Source organism: Shewanella sp. NFH-SH190041, from assembly GCF_024363255.1.
Taxonomy (GTDB): Bacteria; Pseudomonadota; Gammaproteobacteria; order Enterobacterales; family Shewanellaceae; genus Shewanella.
Genome location: NZ_AP026070.1, coordinates 3,042,002 through 3,059,990 on the forward strand (window position 1 = coordinate 3,042,002; position 17,989 = coordinate 3,059,990).

The following is a 17,989-nucleotide window of genomic DNA, read 5'->3' on the forward strand; positions in this document are numbered from 1 at the left end:
AGCAAGATCAATTGCGCACTATTCAATCCGGATATGGTGATCTGACGCAGCCCGGCGAGCCCATGACAGGATCTGATCTTCGCCACTTTCATGGCGATAAACGGGATAGCACTCATGCATCTGCGCCCAGCGACTCACAAGGTGCTCTACCGTGCACTCTTCGGCGGGAAAATACATGGGTTGATACTCAAGGAAAGTGCCGTGGCTGATACTGCCGGCAGCCGCCAGTAAATGCTGTCCCGTCGGGGCTTGACGCCCCACGAGAAACATCATGGCTGCCACCACTGATTCGGCAGAAAACATAGGTTGTACTTGCGCGGCTAAATGACAAATATCCGCCCCTTCCTGAGCCAATGGGCACAAGGAATTAACGGCAATATTATCCGCAACCCCTTCAATACTCAGGCTGTTAACCATGCCCACTAACGCCATTTTAGCCGTACTGTTAGCGACTTGATAAATATCACCATATAGCCCGCCGGCACTGGTTTGCATCAGTACACGACCATAATTTCGCTGCTGCATATAGGGCCATACCGCCCGGGTAAGGTGAAATGCTGCCGTGACATCCACTTCCAACTGCTTCGCCCAATTTTGCTCGGAAATATTCGTTAAGGCAGCATCACAGCGAAAAGAAGACGCATGGATAAGAATATCGATTTGACCCATTAACTGAATGATGTTGCCCACCATCAAATCAATGGCATGCCGATCGCAAATATCCAATTGTCGGTACAGGCATTGGGAGCCCATGCGTTCTAGGGTTGCGACCAATTGGCTCACATCTTCATCAAAAGGGTCGAGGCAATCAAGCAAAACCAGTCGACCACCCCGTTGAGCCAGCGCGATGGCATAGGCTCTGCCCAACCCACCAGCACCACCGGAAATCACCGCGACCTGTGTTGCAAATTGCATATCCCTCTCCTTCATCCTGAACGAGCGTGTTTGACATTCAGACTTCAGTAAACTTGGCGGTTAGGAGACCATGACAGCAGGGTAAATTCTTTGAAGTGAATTACAAATATGGCATACGACCATGTTTTTCATCACATTTTTAAAACATATCTAAATTTGTGTGCCACGGTTACAAATGGCCAATTTGATCTCAGCTGGGAAATATTCTTTGCAGATAGTACAAATTGAATGGTAAAAAATGTAAAATCTGCCACCCTCTGCCCGGGGTGGTAACTCCTGTCCATCAAGCCGTTATAGCAGGCACAGATGCCAATGATAGGGTTCTGCATACCGCACACCGCCGGGGTACTAATGAACAAGCAACGACTGAGTAATATGAATCCCTGGATTTTAGCTATCAGACCCCGTACCCTGCCGGCGGCCATCGGTCCCCTATTGGTGGGTAATTTTCTGGCGCTGCATCTGCACCAGTTCAGTGTCACCATTGCCATCCTATCAACCCTGTGTGCAGTACTGCTACAAATTGCCGTTAACTTGGCCAATGACTATTTTGACTTTAAAAATGGTATCGATACCGAAGAGCGTCTCGGTCCGGTACGTGTCACCCAAAGTGGCATGCTGTCCCCTAATGCGGTGCGCAATGCCATGATCCTGTTTCTGCTGGCCGCAATTGTGGTCGGTATCGAACTTGTGGTTCATGGGGGCTGGATTATCGCCTTACTGGCAGTCTTTGCTGTGCTGGGCGCACTGAGCTACAGTGGCGGACCTTACCCATTGGCGTCCCATGGGTTGGGTGAAATCGCTGCATTTGTTTTTTTTGGGTTGGTTGCAGTGGTAGGCAGTTACTTTCTGCAAGCGGGCACCACCAGCTCCAGTGCTTGGTTGCTGGGCAGTGCTATCGGCTTTTTCAATGCTGCAATTATGCTGGTTAATAACACCCGGGATATCAGCACAGATACTAAAGCCAATAAACGCACTCTGGCAGTACGCATTGGTGAAAGCCAAGCTAAAAATCTTTATCAAGCCTTGGTATACCTGCCTTTTGCCTTGATTATTGCCGGTTATCTGCTCGGCATTTTACCTGGCTTGCCGGTACTTCTCGCCGGCCCCGCCCTGTTGATGGCCCGCCGACTAAGTAGCGCATTTATCAATACAACAGGCCCTGCCCTTAACCCTTTGCTGGGTAGCACAGCAAAACTAACCATGCTGTTTTCTGGCTTGTTCAGCGCGGGCTTAATCTTTACCTCATAATGCCACACCGGCGCTATTGTGCTGTGACATAGATAAAGTACTCGCTAAACCTATGAGCTCAATGAGCTAACGTAAAAGGCTTCTTCTGCAACGCAAAAGAAGCCTTTTTTGTACTACCACTTTTGGGTACGACTAAGAATGTTAATTCACCGCGTGCTGCTGGCGATCACCACTCCAGTTTAAGTGGAAATGCTGCCCGGCCGGGGCATCGTGGCGCTCAAAACTGTGGGCCCCAAAATAGTCCCTTTGCCCCTGTAATAAGTTAGCGGGCAATCTCGCACTGCGGTAGCTATCGTAGTAGCTCAGCGCACTGGTTAAACAAGGCATAGGTATGCCTTGCTGGATACCAAATACCAAGCTTTGACGCAGCCCGGTTATATGCTCTGTCAGCAGTCGATTAAATTCTGGCGCGGCAAACAAATGTGCCAAACTGGGTTCAGCTTCATATGCGGCAACAATGTGCTGTAAAAAGCCGGCGCGAATAATACAACCAGCGCGCCAAATCCGGGCAATATCAGCAAAATTAAGCTGCCAGCCCTGAGTCGCGGCATTATCGGCCATTAACTGAAACCCCTGCGCATAACCGGCAATTTTGCCACATAGCAAAGCGGACTCCAGCGCAGAAATGAGCGCTGTTTTATCTGTTTCAGAAACAGCCGCTCCAGATATGTCACATCTCCCCACAGGTAAAGTCTGACTCAGGCGCTGACGCAGTTCATGTCGGGCACTCAGGGCGCGGGCATACACAGCCTCTGCCAGTGTCGGCGCCGGTGTCCCCAACTCTAAGCTGCTAACCGCAGTCCACAGCCCAGTACCTTTTTGACCCGCCTTATCCAAAATCATATCCACCAGCGCGGCACCGGTGACGGGATCTTGTTGCCGCAATACCTCAGCACTGATGGCCATCAAATAGCTATTCAGCGGCCCCTTATCCCAAGAGTCAAACACTGCGGCTATCTCAACAGCCGTCATCCCCAATGCCGAGGACAACAGATGGTAAGCCTCACAGATCAATTGCATATCGGCATATTCAATGCCGTTGTGTACCATTTTGACATAATGGCCTGCACCAGCCGGGCCAATAAAGGCAGCGCATGGCTCCCCTTGCTGCAATGCTGGCGCCTTGGTCTGCCCTGCCGCTGTGCGGGACACCGGCAACCCCGTCTCGGGGTCGACTTTGGCTGCAATGGCGTGCCACAGTGGTGCTAACTGCTGCCACACTTGCATCTCACCGCTGGGCATCAAACTGGGGCCAAAACGTGCACCGACTTCACCACCGGACACGGCAGAGCTAAAAAAGTGAAACTTGCCTTGAAAGTGTTGCTCCCGAGCGATGGTATCTGTCCACAAACTGTTACCGGTATCAACAACAATATCCTCAGCATCAAGCCCAGCTTTAAGTAATGCATGACAGACACTGTCCACCGGCGCCCCCGCTGGGACTGACAAAATCACAATACGTGGTGAGGTTAACTGTGACAGTAATTGTTCCAGTGACTGGCACCCCTGCAGTGCGCTATTACAGCCAAACTCTTGTTCAGCTTGCGCGACTGCCCCAGCGACCCGCTGGGCATCAAGATCAAACACGGATACCGGGTAGCCGTTATCCACCATATTCAGGGCCAAGTTTTTCCCCATGACCCCCATACCAATCACACCAATCCGCTGTGCTGAAGTAACTACTGCTTTATCTGGCATAACGCTTCCTGATTGATAATCATTTTCATCGATTATGCGCTTATATAAATACGATAGCCATAGGAAGTTTTAATTTAACAAACAGATTAACCATGATTTATACAGGGGATTTACTGCCACTGAACAGCAATAGCCTGTGTTTAGCTGTCTCCCACACAATATGATGCGCTAACGGCAATACGAATTAATGCATCAAATAGCTATTGTCAGGTTTTTCTGTGAATTGAGCGAGTGCGCGATCTGCACCAGCCAGTGCAGGCTACCGACTGCCTTAGCAGATATCTCTTTCTGCCAGCCATTGGCGATCAGTGTCTTTTCAAACTGGCAGCTTGTGTTGACAGACTTGACACACCAAGATTTAACCTAATCTTTACCTTTACGTAAACTTCATATATCGTGCCTTAAAGTCGAGAAAACGGTGTTTTAATGAGCAAAAACCACCCATTACAAACAACCTACTCCATCAGTGATCTGGCCAAAGAGTTTGATATTACAACCCGCAGCATCCGCTTTTATGAGGATCAGGGACTCCTGAAACCCAAGCGTCGCGGACAAACTCGGATCTACAGCTTGAAAGACAGGGTGAGATTGAAACTTATCCTGCGGGGCAAGCGGCTGGGATTTTCTTTAGCAGAAACCCGGCGACTGTTTGAACTGTATGATGCCGATAAATCCAGCATCCAACAGCTTAATACCATGCTGGAGCTGATAGACGATAAAAAAGCCGTACTGCAACAACAGATGGATGACATCAAGGTGGTGTTGATGGAACTCAATTCTGCCGAGCAGCAGTGCCGGGCGGCACTTGAGCAGCGCAAAAATAACAGCTGATGCCGTAACAAACATAAGATAAACAAGACCCAAGGACACTCAACCATGAGCCTACGCTATACCAGCCTGAACTTCGGTTTAGGGGAAGATATTGACATGCTGCGGGATGCAGTCAGTCAGTTTGCCAGCCACGAAATTGCCCCACTGGCCGCACAAGTGGATCAGCAAAATGCATTTCCTAATGCGCTGTGGCCCAAGCTGGGAGAAATGGGGTTGCTGGGGATCACTGCCGATGAACACTATGGCGGTGCCAATATGGGTTACTTGGCCCATGTGGTGGCCATGGAAGAAGTCTCCCGCGCCTCAGCCGCCATAGGCCTCTCCTATGGCGCCCATTCTAATCTGTGCGTAAACCAGATTTCTCGCAATGGTAATGACGCGCAAAAAGCCCGTTATCTGCCCGGGCTGATCACAGGTGAGCAAATTGGCGCACTGGCCATGAGTGAGCCCAATGCCGGTTCAGATGTGGTGTCGATGAAACTCAGCGCACGCAAACACGGGGATCGCTACATTCTTAACGGTAATAAGATGTGGATCACCAACGGTCCTGATGCCCATACCTATGTTATTTATGCCAAAACCGATGCCGATAAAGGCCCCCATGGCATCACAGCTTTTATTATCGAACGCGATTTTGCCGGTTTCAGCCAAGCCCAGAAACTGGACAAACTGGGCATGCGCGGCTCCAACACCTGCGAACTGGTATTTCAGGACTGTGAAGTGCCGGAAGAAAACATCCTTGGCGGCCTCAATAATGGCGTTAAGGTACTGATGAGCGGCCTGGATTATGAACGTGTAGTACTGGCCGGCGGCCCGCTCGGCATTATGACCGCCTGTATGGATATTGTGGTGCCCTACATCCATGAGCGGGAGCAATTTGGCAAAGCCATCGGCCAATTCCAACTGGTACAAGGCAAGCTGGCTGATATGTATACCGGCATGAATGCTGCCAAAGCGTATGTCTATCAAGTCGCGAAAGCCTGTGACCGGGGAGAAACCACCCGTAAAGACGCGGCAGGAGCCATTTTATATGCCGCAGAATTTGCCACCAAAATGGCGCTGGATGCCATTCAGTTGCTGGGCGGCAATGGGTATATCAATGAATACGCCACCGGGCGATTGCTGCGCGATGCCAAGTTGTATGAAATCGGTGCTGGCACATCGGAAATTCGCCGCATGCTAATTGGCCGTGAGCTCTTTAGCGAATCCAGATAACCCCAACACACCAGTATCCGGGCATGACGCCCGGGCAGATAACAGGCCAGCCCGATTGCACGGCTGGCAACAGCAAGAAGGATAACGCTGTGGTGCAAATCAATTCAAAAATCAATCCCCGCAGTGAAACGTTCCAAAGTAAAGCTGCTGATATGCAGGCTTTAGTGGACGATCTGCAGCAAAAAGTACACACCATTATGCAAGGTGGTGGCCCCAAAGCCTGTGAGCGCCATATCGCCCGGGGCAAACTGCTACCACGGGAGCGGGTGGAACAACTGCTGGACACAGGTTCCCCATTTCTGGAGGTCGGGCAGTTTGCCGCCTACGGCGTTTATGATGAAGCCGTGCCCGCAGCCGGGGTGATAGCGGGGATCGGCCGCGTCAGCGGTGTGGAGTGCATGATTATTGCTAACGATGCCACGGTAAAGGGCGGCACTTACTATCCGCTGACAGTGAAAAAACACCTGAGAGCACAGGAGATTGCCGAGCGCTGTCACCTGACTTGTCTCTATTTGGTCGACTCAGGCGGCGCCAACCTGCCACGCCAAGATGAAGTATTCCCGGACCGGGATCATTTCGGCCGTATCTTTTTCAATCAGGCGCGGATGTCTGCTAAGGGCATTGCCCAAATTGCCGTGGTCATGGGTTTATGTACTGCCGGGGGCGCTTATGTCCCGGCCATGGCCGATGAATCTATTATTGTGAAAGAGCAAGGCACTATCTTCCTGGCAGGCCCGCCACTGGTGAAAGCCGCAACCGGAGAAGAAGTCAGCGCGGAAGAGCTCGGCGGCGGCGATGTCCATACCCGCATTTCCGGCGTTGCCGATCACTTAGCACTGAATGATGAGCATGCGCTGCAACTGGCGCGTCAGGCGGTTACCCGGCTTAACCATCAAAAACCCCTAACCATGGCCCTGAAACAGGCCAAAGCACCGAAATATGATATCCGCGAACTGTACGGCATTGTCGGTACCGATCTGAAAAAACCGTTCGACGCCAAAGAAGTCATTGCCAGATTAGTGGATGACTCAGACTTTGATGAGTTCAAGGCGAATTACGGCAATACCCTCGTGTGTGGCTTTGCCCATATCCACGGTTACCCGGTGGGCATTGTGGCCAACAATGGCATTTTGTTTTCAGAGTCCGCCCAGAAAGGCGCGCATTTTATTGAGCTGTGCTGTCAGCGCAAGATCCCGCTGCTGTTTTTACAAAATATCACCGGCTTTATGGTGGGGAAAAAGTACGAGCATGAAGGGATTGCGAAACACGGCGCCAAGATGGTCACTGCGGTCTCCTGTGCCAGTGTGCCCAAATTTACCGTGCTGATTGGCGGCTCCTATGGTGCCGGAAACTATGGCATGTGTGGCCGGGCCTATGATCCTACCATGATGTGGATGTGGCCCAATGCCCGGATTTCTGTGATGGGCGGGGAGCAAGCTGCAGGGGTGCTCGCGACGGTAAAACGCGATGGATTGGCTCGTCAGGGTATGGACTGGAGTGAAGCCGATGAAGCGGCATTCCGCCAACCGATTGTTGAGCAGTATGACAAAGAAGGCCACCCCTATCATGCCAGTGCCCGACTGTGGGATGACGGCATTATCGATCCGGCTCAGACCCGGGACGTGGTCGGGCTGGCACTGGCTGCCGCCCTCAATGCCCCCATCGCCGACACCAAGTTCGGCGTATTTAGGATGTAGGAGGCAGAGATGGAATATCAATATATCAATGTTATCCAGCAAAATGGCGTTGCTACGCTGACCCTCTGTCGGCAAGACAAACATAATGCTTTTGATGAGGTGATGATCGGCGAAATGATCGCCGCGCTTGATAGCTTGGCGCAAGCTCACTGCCACCTGTTAGTGATCAAAGCCGCAGGCAAACATTTCAGTGCCGGGGCAGATCTAAACTGGATGCGTAAACAAGCCGCGATGGATTTTGCCACCAACTTAGCGGATGCCGAGGCGCTGGCCAGTTTGATGCATAAACTCGACACCTTCCCCCACCCAACGCTGGCACTGGTCAACGGCGCTGCTTTTGGTGGCGCATTGGGGCTGATTTGTGCCTGTGATATTGCAATCGCCGCCCCCAATGCCCGTTTTTGCCTCAGCGAAGTCAAACTTGGTTTGATCCCGGCGGCCATTAGCCCCTACGTATTGAGAGCCATGGGGGAGCGCCAAGCACGGCGTTATATGCTCAGTGCCGAAACCTTTGATGCCCAAACCGCTGTGTCTTTGGGCATTGTTCACCAGCTTGCAGAAGATATCGGCGCGGCGGGTCAAGCTATGACGACGCAGCTACTGGGCAATAGCCCACAAGCGATGCAGTGGTGTAAAAATCTTATCCGACACCAGCAAGATGGCTGTATCACAGCAGAAACCCTTGCCTATACCAGTGAACAAATCGCCCGTATCCGGGTTTCTGAGCAGGGCCAGGAAGGCCTGAATGCTTTTTTTGATAAACGTCAGCCCAATTGGGTCAGGACATCAGCTGCAGGAGAAGGAACATGCTGAGCAAACTCCTCATTGCCAACCGCGGCGAAATCGCCTGCCGGGTTATCCGTACCGCCCACGCCATGGGGCTGAAAACCGTTGCCGTATATTCAGAGGCTGACCGCCATGCCCGTCATGTGCAGATGGCGGATGAAGCCTGTTATATCGGCCCTAGCGCGCCAGCTCAATCTTACCTCAAAGGCGATGAGATCTTAGCCATCGCTCAACGCTGTGGCGCTGATGCGATTCATCCGGGCTACGGCTTTTTATCAGAAAATGCCGACTTTGCCAGCGCCTGTGAACAGGCAGATATCCGCTTTGTCGGCCCCGGCAGCGCCGCCATTGATGCCATGGGCAGCAAAAGTGCCGCCAAAACCATTATGGCGGCTGCCGGTGTCCCCTTGGTGCCCGGTTATCATGGTGATGAGCAAAGTGACGCCGTGCTGTTGGCCGCCTCGAAGGAAATCGGCTATCCCCAGTTAATCAAAGCCGCCTTCGGTGGCGGCGGAAAGGGGATGCGGGTGGTTGAACAAGGAGATGATATTCAAGCGGCAATTGATTCGGCCCGCCGCGAAGCCAGCTTCGCATTTGGTAACGACAAACTACTGATTGAGCGCTATCTGCGTCGCCCTCGTCATGTGGAAGTGCAAGTGTTTGCCGATACCCATGGCAATTGTGTTTATTTGTCGGATAGGGATTGCTCCGTACAGCGTAGGCATCAGAAAGTCATTGAAGAAGCCCCGGCTCCCGGCCTGTCTGACACTCTGCGCCGCCGGATGGGCGAAGCGGCCGTCGCCGCGGCCAAGGCAATCAATTATGTTGGTGCCGGTACGGTGGAATTCTTGCTTGATACGCAAGCCGAAGATGAAGCGACGAGCTTTTTCTTTATGGAGATGAATACCCGCTTACAGGTAGAACATCCTGTCACTGAAAAGGTCACAGGTCAGGATCTGGTTAGCTGGCAGTTACAGGTTGCTGCTGGCTTGCCACTGCCACTGAGCCAGGCTGAGATCATTATTACAGGGCATGCATTTGAATCCCGTATTTACGCTGAAGATCCTGGCAATGATTTTCTGCCCGCCGCTGGTATGCTGGATTATCTGCATGAACCGGCACAGAGCGAATATGTGCGGATTGATTCCGGTGTCCGTCAGGGCGATGAAATCAGTAATTATTATGACCCCATGATCGCCAAGTTAATCACTTGGGATGTCAGCCGGGAGCAAGCTCTGTCGCGTATGGTAAATGCGCTGTCCGAGTACCGAATTACTGGTTTGAAGCACAATTTGGACTTCCTGCAACGTATTTGCCTACAGGCAGATTTTGCCCAAGCCAAACTGTGCACCGACTTTATCCCCCGTCACAGCGAGGCATTGCTTAGTGAGCCCGCTGTGGATATCAATGCTGCACTGCCAGTAGCGGCGCTATATCGCATGCTGCAATTGCGACCACAACAGCAGTGGCACCACGAAGCTGACTCACCTTGGCATACTGTTGCGGGGCTCAGGTTAGGCGCTCCCAACCGAGCGACCCTAATGCTGCTCGACGACAGCCATAAGGTACATAAATTACAGCTCAGCCAGAGAGATAACGGCTACCAACTCAGCCACGATGGGCAAACGTGGCTAATCAATGGAACGCTGGATAATAACCTGATGCGTTATTGCCTTAACGGCCACCAGCAGCAGGTTCAGGTCGCTGCCAAGGACGATGACTTTACCCTGTTTATGCCCCATGAACATAGCGTGCAGGCAATACATTTCCGCGCTGTCGCCACCCAGACAGATAACAGTGATACCGCTGAGCAAAATCCCCTCAATGCGCCAATGAACGGCACCATCGTGACCCATTTGGTCGAGTGTGGTGAGCCCGTCAGCCAAGGACAAGGGCTGATGGTAATGGAAGCGATGAAGATGGAATACACCATCAGTGCTCCCGCTGATGGCCGCGTTAATGCGTTTTTCTTTGCCCCGGGTGAACTGGTTGCTGACAGCGCCCTACTGCTCGACTTTATCGCTAATCAGCACGGGGATGAAGGCGCCGACAAAAAAGCCCATCACGACACGGCGAAAACTCAGGAGGTGGCCGATGCGTCCTGATCGTGTCAGCATTTTTGAGGTCGGCCCACGTGATGGGCTGCAAAATGAAGTGCAAGTATCCACTAAGGATAAAATTCGCCTGATTGATGATTTGACGCTGGCGGGAGTAACGCGTATTGAAACCGGTAGCTTTGTTTCCCCCAAATGGGTGCCGCAGATGGCGGACAGTGACGCGGTATTTGCAGGTATCAACCGTCAAGCACAGGTACGCTACAGTGCCTTAACACCGAATATGCAAGGACTTGATGCTGCCATTACTGCCGGCGCGGATGAGGTCGCGGTATTTGCCTCGGCATCTGAGGGCTTTAGCCAGCGCAATATTAACTGTTCGGTAGAAGAATCTATCGCCCGCTTTATTCCCTTGGTTGATAAAGCCAACACCTTGGGGCTGCCGGTCAGGGGCTATGTCTCCTGCACCTTGGGTTGCCCTTATGATGGAGACATCGCATTAACGGAAGTGGTACGGGTCTGCGATATCCTGTACCGGCTTGGGGTGTATGAAATTTCGCTGGGCGACACTATAGGCATAGGCACTGCCGATCAGGCTCGGCGAATGGTCGAGGCGGTGAGCAGCAAGGTGCCAATGGAACAACTGGCGCTGCATTTTCATGACACCCGAGGCCAGGCGCTGGCCAATATTCTCGCCTGTCTGGATTTGGGGATCGGCACTATCGACAGCTCTGTGGCAGGGCTTGGCGGCTGCCCTTATGCCAAAGGGGCATCTGGTAATCTGGCCACTGAAGATTTGGTGTATATGCTGCATGGACTGGGAATTGATACCGGCATTAATCTGCCCGCATTAGCCCGGGCAGGCGACACCATCAGCGCGGCCATTGGTAAGCCCTCCGGGGCTAAAACCGCACTGGCATTGAGCCACTGATAGCCACTTTTTACGCACACAGATACAGCGTCCACGGCAGCAATAAACTGCCCGACAAGGAGAAGACAATGTCAGGACTGAATAAGGTTGTCACCAACTATCAGGCGGCACTGGCCGGGCTGGAAAACGATATGACCATCATGGTCGGCGGCTTTGGCCTGTGCGGGATCCCAGAAGGGTTAATATCACAAATGGTCGCAATGCAGGTCAGAGGTCTCACAGCAATCTCCAACAATGCAGGCGTCGATGATTTTGGCTTAGGTTTGTTACTGCAGCAACACCAAATCCGCACCATGATCGCCTCTTATGTGGGCGAAAATGCCACTTTTGAACAGCAGATGCTCAGTGGTGAGCTGGAGGTAATTTTAACTCCGCAAGGTACCTTGGCGGAAAAAATCCGCGCCGGTGGCGCAGGGATCCCCGCCTTTTTCACCGCCACAAGTTATGGTACCCCTGTCGCTGAAGGGAAAGAGACCCGGCAAATCAAGGGCCGACATTATGTGCTTGAAGAGTCACTGACGGCTGATTTTGCGCTGATCCGCGCCTGGAAAGCCGACACCATGGGCAATCTGGTCTTTCGCAAAACCGCAGCCAACTTCAACCCTATGATGGCAACTGCAGGGCAAATCACTGTCGTAGAAGCAGAAGAGATTGTCGCACCGGGTGAGCTGGATCCGGATCATATTCATACCCCGGGGATTTATGTTGATCGGATCATCAAAGGCCACTTTGAGAAACGTATCGAGCAGCGCACCATAAAAACAGCTAAGGCATAAGGAGAGGCGATATGGCACTGACACGAGAACAGCTGGCACAACGGGTCGCCCAAGAACTACGTGACGGTTATTACGTTAATCTGGGCATAGGTATCCCCACCTTAGTGGCCAACTATATTCCCGCAGGGATGGCCGTGATGCTGCAGTCTGAAAATGGTTTGCTGGGGATGGGCGAATTCCCGACGGAAGAGACTGTGGATGCGGATTTAATCAATGCCGGCAAACAAACCGTCACCGCCGTTGCCGGCGCATCGTTTTTTTCATCCGCAGAAAGCTTTGCCATGATCCGCGGCGGACATGTGGATTTAACCGTATTGGGTGCTTTTGAGGTGGATGTTAATGGCTCGATTGCCTCATGGATGATCCCTGGCAAGCTGGTTAAAGGGATGGGGGGAGCAATGGATCTGGTCGCCGGGGCTGACAATATCATTGTGACCATGATGCACGCCGATAAACACGGAAATTCCAAACTACTGCCTCAATGCCAATTGCCGCTGACAGGCTACGGTTGCATTAAGCGAGTACTAACGGATCTGGCCTTTTTGGCCATTGAAGATGGGGCATTTCATTTATTGGAAAGAGCTCCCGGCGTTACTGTGGCAGAAATTGCCGCTAAAACCGCAGGTAAACTGGTAATCCCTGACCATGTGCCGGAAATGCAATTTCAAGCTTTGTGACAGCAAGATCTGACTAAGTTTGGCGAGGTCGGACTAGGTCGAGAGCAGGCTAGGTGCTGTTGACCTTTTACGCTGATTTTGCAGCCACTTGCCGGAAACCTCTGGCGACGATTAACACGCTTTTATCTTGCACAAAATTTAACAACAACAATGGTTCCCCCACCTCATCACTCATGCCCGGCTCTGCTGCAAACCGGGCTTTGCTTGGCCGCTTTTCGCTATCCTTACTGGACTTGAATGTTGAACAGCTATGATACTTACTGCATAGACAAGCAAGCAGGAGGGATAATGCGTTATTCCAGAGGAGCCAAATTATTTCGGCTCACCGCAGTGTTTAGTATGTTATTTGCCCTGATTGGCTTTTCCTATAATGTCTGGCGCATGGAAGTGACCGAGCAAAATGCCAGCCGACGAGAAGCAGCATTTGAAATGTTGCGGGAAATGGCAGCATTGGAACAAATTATCTTTGCAGCCCATTATGACAATGATACGGTAAACGGTAATCCCCGCCTTGGTTGGGTTAGATTAAGTATGATTTCAGATTTGGCGATTCTAATGCCGATTGGCACACAAGATGCCGCGGCTGAATTAAAGCGAGTTTGGCAGCATAATTGGGCGCTGATCAGCAAAAATAAACCGGCTACCAAGGCCGTATTAGCTGCATTGGAACACACCCGTTTACAGGTGCGCAATACCCTTACCACACTGGAATAAATTTCCAGCCACAATGTGAATTAAAGCATTATTGTTGCAACATTAACCTTTGTTAGTCTGCTAGGTTAGATCGCAGAAACAAACTTTGTTTCTGGTCAGTCCACCTCAAGGGCGTATATTGCTAACGCGCTGTTCTGCCTGGTCTGTTCTGACTGAACACTCTACTCTAGGTTCTTACATGATTGATTTAAAATTCAAAATCAATGACTTTGTCCTTTGCACCAATGAAAGTAAAATTAGTTTTCAGGGGCGGGAAATCTGCATCGAACCCAGATTAGCTAAATTACTGAGCTTCTTAGCCAGCAACCCGGAAACAGTATTTTCCCGGGAAGAGCTGATCAATACGGTGTGGGAAGGGGCAATTGTCACTGAGCAGGTAGTCACCCAATCTATTTTCGAGCTACGTAAAATCCTGACCGAATGCGATCAGGCCAGTATTATCACCACTATTCCCAAGCGGGGCTATAAACTCTCCGCTCAGGTTGAATTGGTTTCCTCTTCACCTCAAACGCTGGTCAATGAGCCTCTTTCCGCTCCAGAGCCAGAAACGGTTTCCCCAACACATATTCCGCAGGAAGCGCCTTTTCCTTCAGGCCCCTTAACTCGGGCGGTCAGTAGTTTTAACAGTGATAGCCAAGGGGATAACCTGATATCTCTGCGGCCGACACTGAATAAAATCGCCTTGCGGATGTTTGATATTCTGATCCTACTGACAGTGGGGATTATTGTCGGATACCAAGCGCTGTATCAAACCGGACATAAACATATGCCCGAATATGACAACCAGCTGATCGCCATTGAAGCGCAAAGTAATCCCAATATCCCAGATGACTGGGGCTATTTGTCCTATGGTATTAGCCGTCAACTGCAGACCGCTCTGCAACAGGTCACCACTTATCGGACACGGTATATTTCCGACAATACCAAAACGCCAGGAAAGCACTTAACTGTCAGTATTGAAAGGCAGGATCAAGGGGTTTACTTGCGAGTTAAACTCTACAGCCAATCAACTGATCAAACGATTTACAGCAATAGCCGCTTGCTGACAGATGACAATCTCAGTCAAGCACTGAACAGAGAAACCATTGATTTGTTGATTGCACTGGGGATCACCCCAGAACCTGCGAGGATTTCACTGCAGCGTACCGGCTTGCCAAATCAGAATGAAGCCCTGAAACAAACACTATTGGCGCAATATTATCTCAGCCAACAGCAACCTATGGTCATGAGTCGCGGCATTACATTAATCAATAACCTGCTGATTAATCATGTGGATAATGGCTATCTGCTCGCACAGCGCTATCTGGGCTATGCCGAGATGCAGGCGCTATCTGGTCAGCCCGCGGCGGATCCACTACAGCAGCAATATGGTAAAGCTCTATTGGATTTTCAGCATAGCCACCCAGCACCACACTCCACTCTGTACTGGAATGCCTTGGCGCTTAATGCCCTATACCGTAATGATGATGCGCAAGCCCGCCAGTCACTGGAACAGGCAAAAAGTCTCATCGGAGATTACACCTCTCTGGGTTACATTATTTTCGGCAAGTTACAACAACAAAGCCACCCAAGGTTAGCCAGTGAAGCCTTTAGTCAGGCGTATTATCTCAATGCCAGTCAGCGAACCTACCTATTATGTAAGTCGCTATTAAAAAACTCGCATCTGAACGATAACGCCCCTATTTTGGCTAACATGCATTAGCCTCTATCTGGCCGGATTTATGATATAAATCCGGCCAGATTTCACACGTTATTATTCCCTACCGTGCGGCAAGATAATCATAAAAGTCACTCACCATTGGCAATCTGCTCTGCCATCAAGTGTGTGATTCATAGAGATCGTTTCAATCTTCTCAGCTCCAATTCAAGCCTGTAGTTTTGTTCTTGAAGGGGTTCTTTTGCTGGTTCATAAAGCTCCTGAACCTCTTCAGAATAAGGCGTTTGCTCAGCCATTTCGAAGTATCGCTCCATGGGTGTTTTCCCATGGTGTGCGCTATGAGGCCTCTCCCAGTTGTAGTAATGCTGCCACTCAGCAAGCAGGTTATCTAAATCGTCTGATGCTAACTCTACCGTTGCATAAAACTCAGCTTTATCCGTTTTCTGCGAGCGCTCTACTTTGCCATTTAGGTGAGGTGAAGCAGGTTTATTTGGTCTGAATTTGATTCCATGGATCTTCAATTTCTCTTGGACTTTAAAGGCAAAGAACTCGCGGCCACGATCTGTTTGAATACGCTGAATTGGAAATGGCATTTCATCAATAACGCAATCAATGAAATCCAGTGTGTTAGCAGCAGTTCTGCGGCTATACAGCCTTAAAACCCTATAGCGGGTGCAATCGTCAATCGAGGTGTATTGATAGAGATTCGGCCCTATCTTGCAGGTATCCATTTGTATTCTATCGCCAGGAACTGGGCGAACATACCTGATGTAATCTGGTTTCTTACGATAGGTAACAACAGGCTTTACCTCATTCCGCGTCAAAATCTTATGAATAGTTGCAATTCCAAGAGAGAAGAAATGGCTCCAATTTTTAAGACAGTGATTAAGAGCAAATAATCTGCTTTAATTGTAAACAACAAAAGGAGCAGAGCATGAGCAAAAAAAGGAAAAATCACTCGCCGACATTCAAGGCTAAAGTTGCACTCGCTGCGGCCAAGGGAAACAAGACGCTGGCTCAACTTTCTTCTGAATTTGGTATCCATCAATCCCAGATTGGCAAATGGAAGCAGGAGCTTCTAGATAATGCCTCGACCCTGTTTGAAAGCAAGGCTGACAAGGCTAAAAAGAACGAAGTCGACTGTGAAAAACTCCATGCAAAAATCGGTCAACTGACCATGGAAAATGATTTTTTAGCCAAAGTGCTCGGTCGTTAACGAGAGCACAACGGAAAAATAAAGTCGACCGTAAGGATAAATTGCCCGTTTTACACCAGTGTCGTTTGTTGGGTATTAGCCGCTCTAGCGCCTATTACGAGCCTGCTCCGTTTTCAGCAGAGCAGCTTGAAATCATGCGCCGGATAGATCAAATTCATCTGAAACACCCGTTTTATGGCAGCCGTAAAATCACGCTGGAACTTTGTGCCAGTGGCTTTCATGTCAACCGTAAACGGGTGCAGAGACTGATGCGTTTAATGGACATTGTGCCTCTGTACCCAAAGAAGCAAACATCTCGGCCCAATCAGGCTCATACCATTTATCCGTACTTACTGCGTGAGCTGAGTATTGAGCGGGCAGATCAGGTCTGGGCCACGGATATCACCTATATTCCGATGGAAAAAGGGTTTGCTTATCTGATCGCCATCATCGACTGGCATAGCCGAAAAGTGCTGGCATGGCGCATGTCCAATACCATGGATACACAGTTTTGTCTTGATGCACTCGATGAGGCATTGGCCAAATACGGTAAGCCTGAGATTTTCAATACCGATCAGGGTAGTCAGTTTACCAGTGATGCGTTTACCGGCAGGCTGAAAGAAATGGATATCAGGATTAGCATGGATGGCAAGGGGCGTTGGGTAGATAATGTGTTTATTGAGCGACTCTGGCGGAGCTTGAAATATGAGGAGGTGTATATCAAAGCTTATGGCACTATTACAGAGGCAGAACTTGCTATTGGTGAATATTTCGTGTTCTATAACGAACAGAGATTTCATCAGGGACTGAATAATCACACACCTGATCAAGTCTATTTCGCTAAAAAGAAGTTTGCCGCTTAACCAAACAGATTATTTCTCTTAAAAGATGAAAAATCTGTCTAACCAATTGGGTCCAGCTTAGGCGAAGGAATAGAATGGCAATCAATTTCCCATCTGATTTAGCGGGGCTTTTCCGTTATTCAGCTTTGTTGCTTGGACCGAACAATATCAATATGAGCTGATACCAAGCCATCTGACTGAAGATTAAAACCAGAATATCGCCTTGATATATCAACTAGTAGATATAATCGTCAGCCCAATGGCAAAACAGGCTTAGTATTTGCTCAACATTATTCAACATGTTTGTATCCTCACGCCTTTCACTTACATTCCCCCCTCTTTTGAGTTTCAGCAATAGTTTTTGAGACAACCTACCCCACTTATCGGGTTGATTTTTGCGCTATTACTTCCATGCGAAAGTAAATCTCTCATGGACAGCTAATGACGCTATCAAGATAGGGTGAAGACGGCGAAAATCTGTACATTTATCTCATCTTGATAATATCAACAAATATTATTATTAACTGAAATTCATGTTTATATTTTATTGATCCTTATCAACATGCTGTTTTAAAACAACTTATTTCATTATTTAATTGAGGAATCCCTGATTTAATCATTTATCTGTCAATGAGTGAATCATGATTTTCCCCGCCTAGATTCGAGGCGTAGTCTTGCTACCGAAACGAAGGCTGCCGCTTTCAACCCAAGCTTTCCGGCAGTTTTCAATCGTCCTTTATTAAATAAGGT

14 protein-coding genes and 1 pseudogene are annotated in these 17,989 nt (G+C 49.9%); 12 read left to right on the forward strand and 3 right to left on the reverse strand.

The genetic code is table 11. From position 1 onward, the window contains the following. Positions 1 to 18: 18 nt before the first annotated feature. Positions 19 to 915, reverse strand: coding sequence for an SDR family NAD(P)-dependent oxidoreductase (locus NFHSH190041_RS13470; protein WP_261922311.1), 897 nt, complete (start codon positions 913 to 915; stop codon positions 19 to 21). 351 nt (positions 916 to 1,266) lie between these two features. Here NFHSH190041_RS13470 and NFHSH190041_RS13475 point away from each other — a divergent pair, with 351 nt between their 5' ends. Beyond that, positions 1,267 to 2,166 (forward strand): 1,4-dihydroxy-2-naphthoate polyprenyltransferase, encoded by a 900-nt coding sequence (locus tag NFHSH190041_RS13475; RefSeq protein ID WP_261922312.1) that lies wholly within the window; start codon positions 1,267 to 1,269, stop codon positions 2,164 to 2,166. A 141-nt stretch (positions 2,167 to 2,307) separates the two neighbouring features. On the opposite strand, the gene gndA is transcribed toward NFHSH190041_RS13475, so the two are convergent. Then, positions 2,308 to 3,864, reverse strand: coding sequence for an NADP-dependent phosphogluconate dehydrogenase (gndA, locus tag NFHSH190041_RS13480; protein ID WP_261922313.1), 1,557 nt, complete (start codon positions 3,862 to 3,864; stop codon positions 2,308 to 2,310). Between the two features lie 426 nt (positions 3,865 to 4,290). Here gndA and NFHSH190041_RS13485 point away from each other — a divergent pair, with 426 nt between their 5' ends. From NFHSH190041_RS13485 to NFHSH190041_RS13530, 10 genes are all read left to right on the forward strand, one after another. Beyond that, positions 4,291 to 4,695 carry a MerR family transcriptional regulator gene (locus NFHSH190041_RS13485; protein ID WP_261922314.1) on the forward strand — a complete coding sequence of 135 codons (405 nt, stop codon included), beginning with the start codon at positions 4,291 to 4,293 and terminating at the stop codon, positions 4,693 to 4,695. Between the two features lie 45 nt (positions 4,696 to 4,740). Continuing rightward, positions 4,741 to 5,910 carry an isovaleryl-CoA dehydrogenase gene (locus NFHSH190041_RS13490; protein ID WP_261922315.1) on the forward strand — a complete coding sequence of 390 codons (1,170 nt, stop codon included), beginning with the start codon at positions 4,741 to 4,743 and terminating at the stop codon, positions 5,908 to 5,910. An 89-nt stretch (positions 5,911 to 5,999) separates the two neighbouring features. After that, positions 6,000 to 7,607 (forward strand): carboxyl transferase domain-containing protein, encoded by a 1,608-nt coding sequence (locus NFHSH190041_RS13495; protein WP_261922316.1) that lies wholly within the window; start codon positions 6,000 to 6,002, stop codon positions 7,605 to 7,607. Positions 7,608 to 7,616: 9 nt separating this feature from the next. Continuing rightward, positions 7,617 to 8,420 carry an enoyl-CoA hydratase-related protein gene (locus NFHSH190041_RS13500; protein ID WP_261922317.1) on the forward strand — a complete coding sequence of 268 codons (804 nt, stop codon included), beginning with the start codon at positions 7,617 to 7,619 and terminating at the stop codon, positions 8,418 to 8,420. Further along, positions 8,414 to 10,498 (forward strand): acetyl/propionyl/methylcrotonyl-CoA carboxylase subunit alpha, encoded by a 2,085-nt coding sequence (locus NFHSH190041_RS13505; RefSeq protein ID WP_261922318.1) that lies wholly within the window; start codon positions 8,414 to 8,416, stop codon positions 10,496 to 10,498. Before NFHSH190041_RS13500 ends, NFHSH190041_RS13505 begins: the two co-directional genes overlap by 7 nt. Next, positions 10,488 to 11,378 carry a hydroxymethylglutaryl-CoA lyase gene (locus NFHSH190041_RS13510; protein WP_261922319.1) on the forward strand — a complete coding sequence of 297 codons (891 nt, stop codon included), beginning with the start codon at positions 10,488 to 10,490 and terminating at the stop codon, positions 11,376 to 11,378. The genes NFHSH190041_RS13505 and NFHSH190041_RS13510 overlap by 11 nt, the downstream gene beginning before the upstream one ends. A 68-nt stretch (positions 11,379 to 11,446) precedes the next feature. Further along, the gene (locus tag NFHSH190041_RS13515) at positions 11,447 to 12,154 is read left to right on the forward strand and encodes a CoA transferase subunit A (protein WP_261922320.1); all 708 of its coding nucleotides are present in this window, start codon (positions 11,447 to 11,449) and stop codon (positions 12,152 to 12,154) included. Between the two features lie 11 nt (positions 12,155 to 12,165). Continuing rightward, a complete protein-coding gene (locus NFHSH190041_RS13520; protein ID WP_261922321.1) occupies positions 12,166 to 12,831 on the forward strand; it encodes a 3-oxoacid CoA-transferase subunit B in 666 nt (221 codons plus the stop codon). A 288-nt stretch (positions 12,832 to 13,119) separates the two neighbouring features. Then, on the forward strand, positions 13,120 to 13,545 hold the full coding sequence (locus NFHSH190041_RS13525) for a hypothetical protein (RefSeq protein ID WP_261922322.1): 426 nt from the start codon (positions 13,120 to 13,122) through the stop codon (positions 13,543 to 13,545). Positions 13,546 to 13,723: 178 nt separating this feature from the next. After that, on the forward strand, positions 13,724 to 15,247 hold the full coding sequence (locus NFHSH190041_RS13530; RefSeq protein WP_261922323.1) for a winged helix-turn-helix domain-containing protein: 1,524 nt from the start codon (positions 13,724 to 13,726) through the stop codon (positions 15,245 to 15,247). 128 nt (positions 15,248 to 15,375) lie between these two features. Here NFHSH190041_RS13530 and NFHSH190041_RS13535 read toward each other — a convergent pair. Next, positions 15,376 to 16,065, reverse strand: a pseudogene (locus NFHSH190041_RS13535) (integrase core domain-containing protein); the annotation flags it as partial. 71 nt (positions 16,066 to 16,136) lie between these two features. On the opposite strand from NFHSH190041_RS13535, the gene NFHSH190041_RS13540 reads away from it, so the two are divergent. Beyond that, positions 16,137 to 17,260, forward strand: a protein-coding gene (locus tag NFHSH190041_RS13540; RefSeq protein ID WP_261921917.1) for an IS3 family transposase whose coding sequence is annotated in 2 segments (ribosomal slippage) — positions 16,137 to 16,389 and positions 16,389 to 17,260 — 1,125 coding nt in all. Because the reading frame shifts where the segments join, the coding sequence is not laid out codon by codon here. Positions 17,261 to 17,989: the final 729 nt, after the last annotated feature.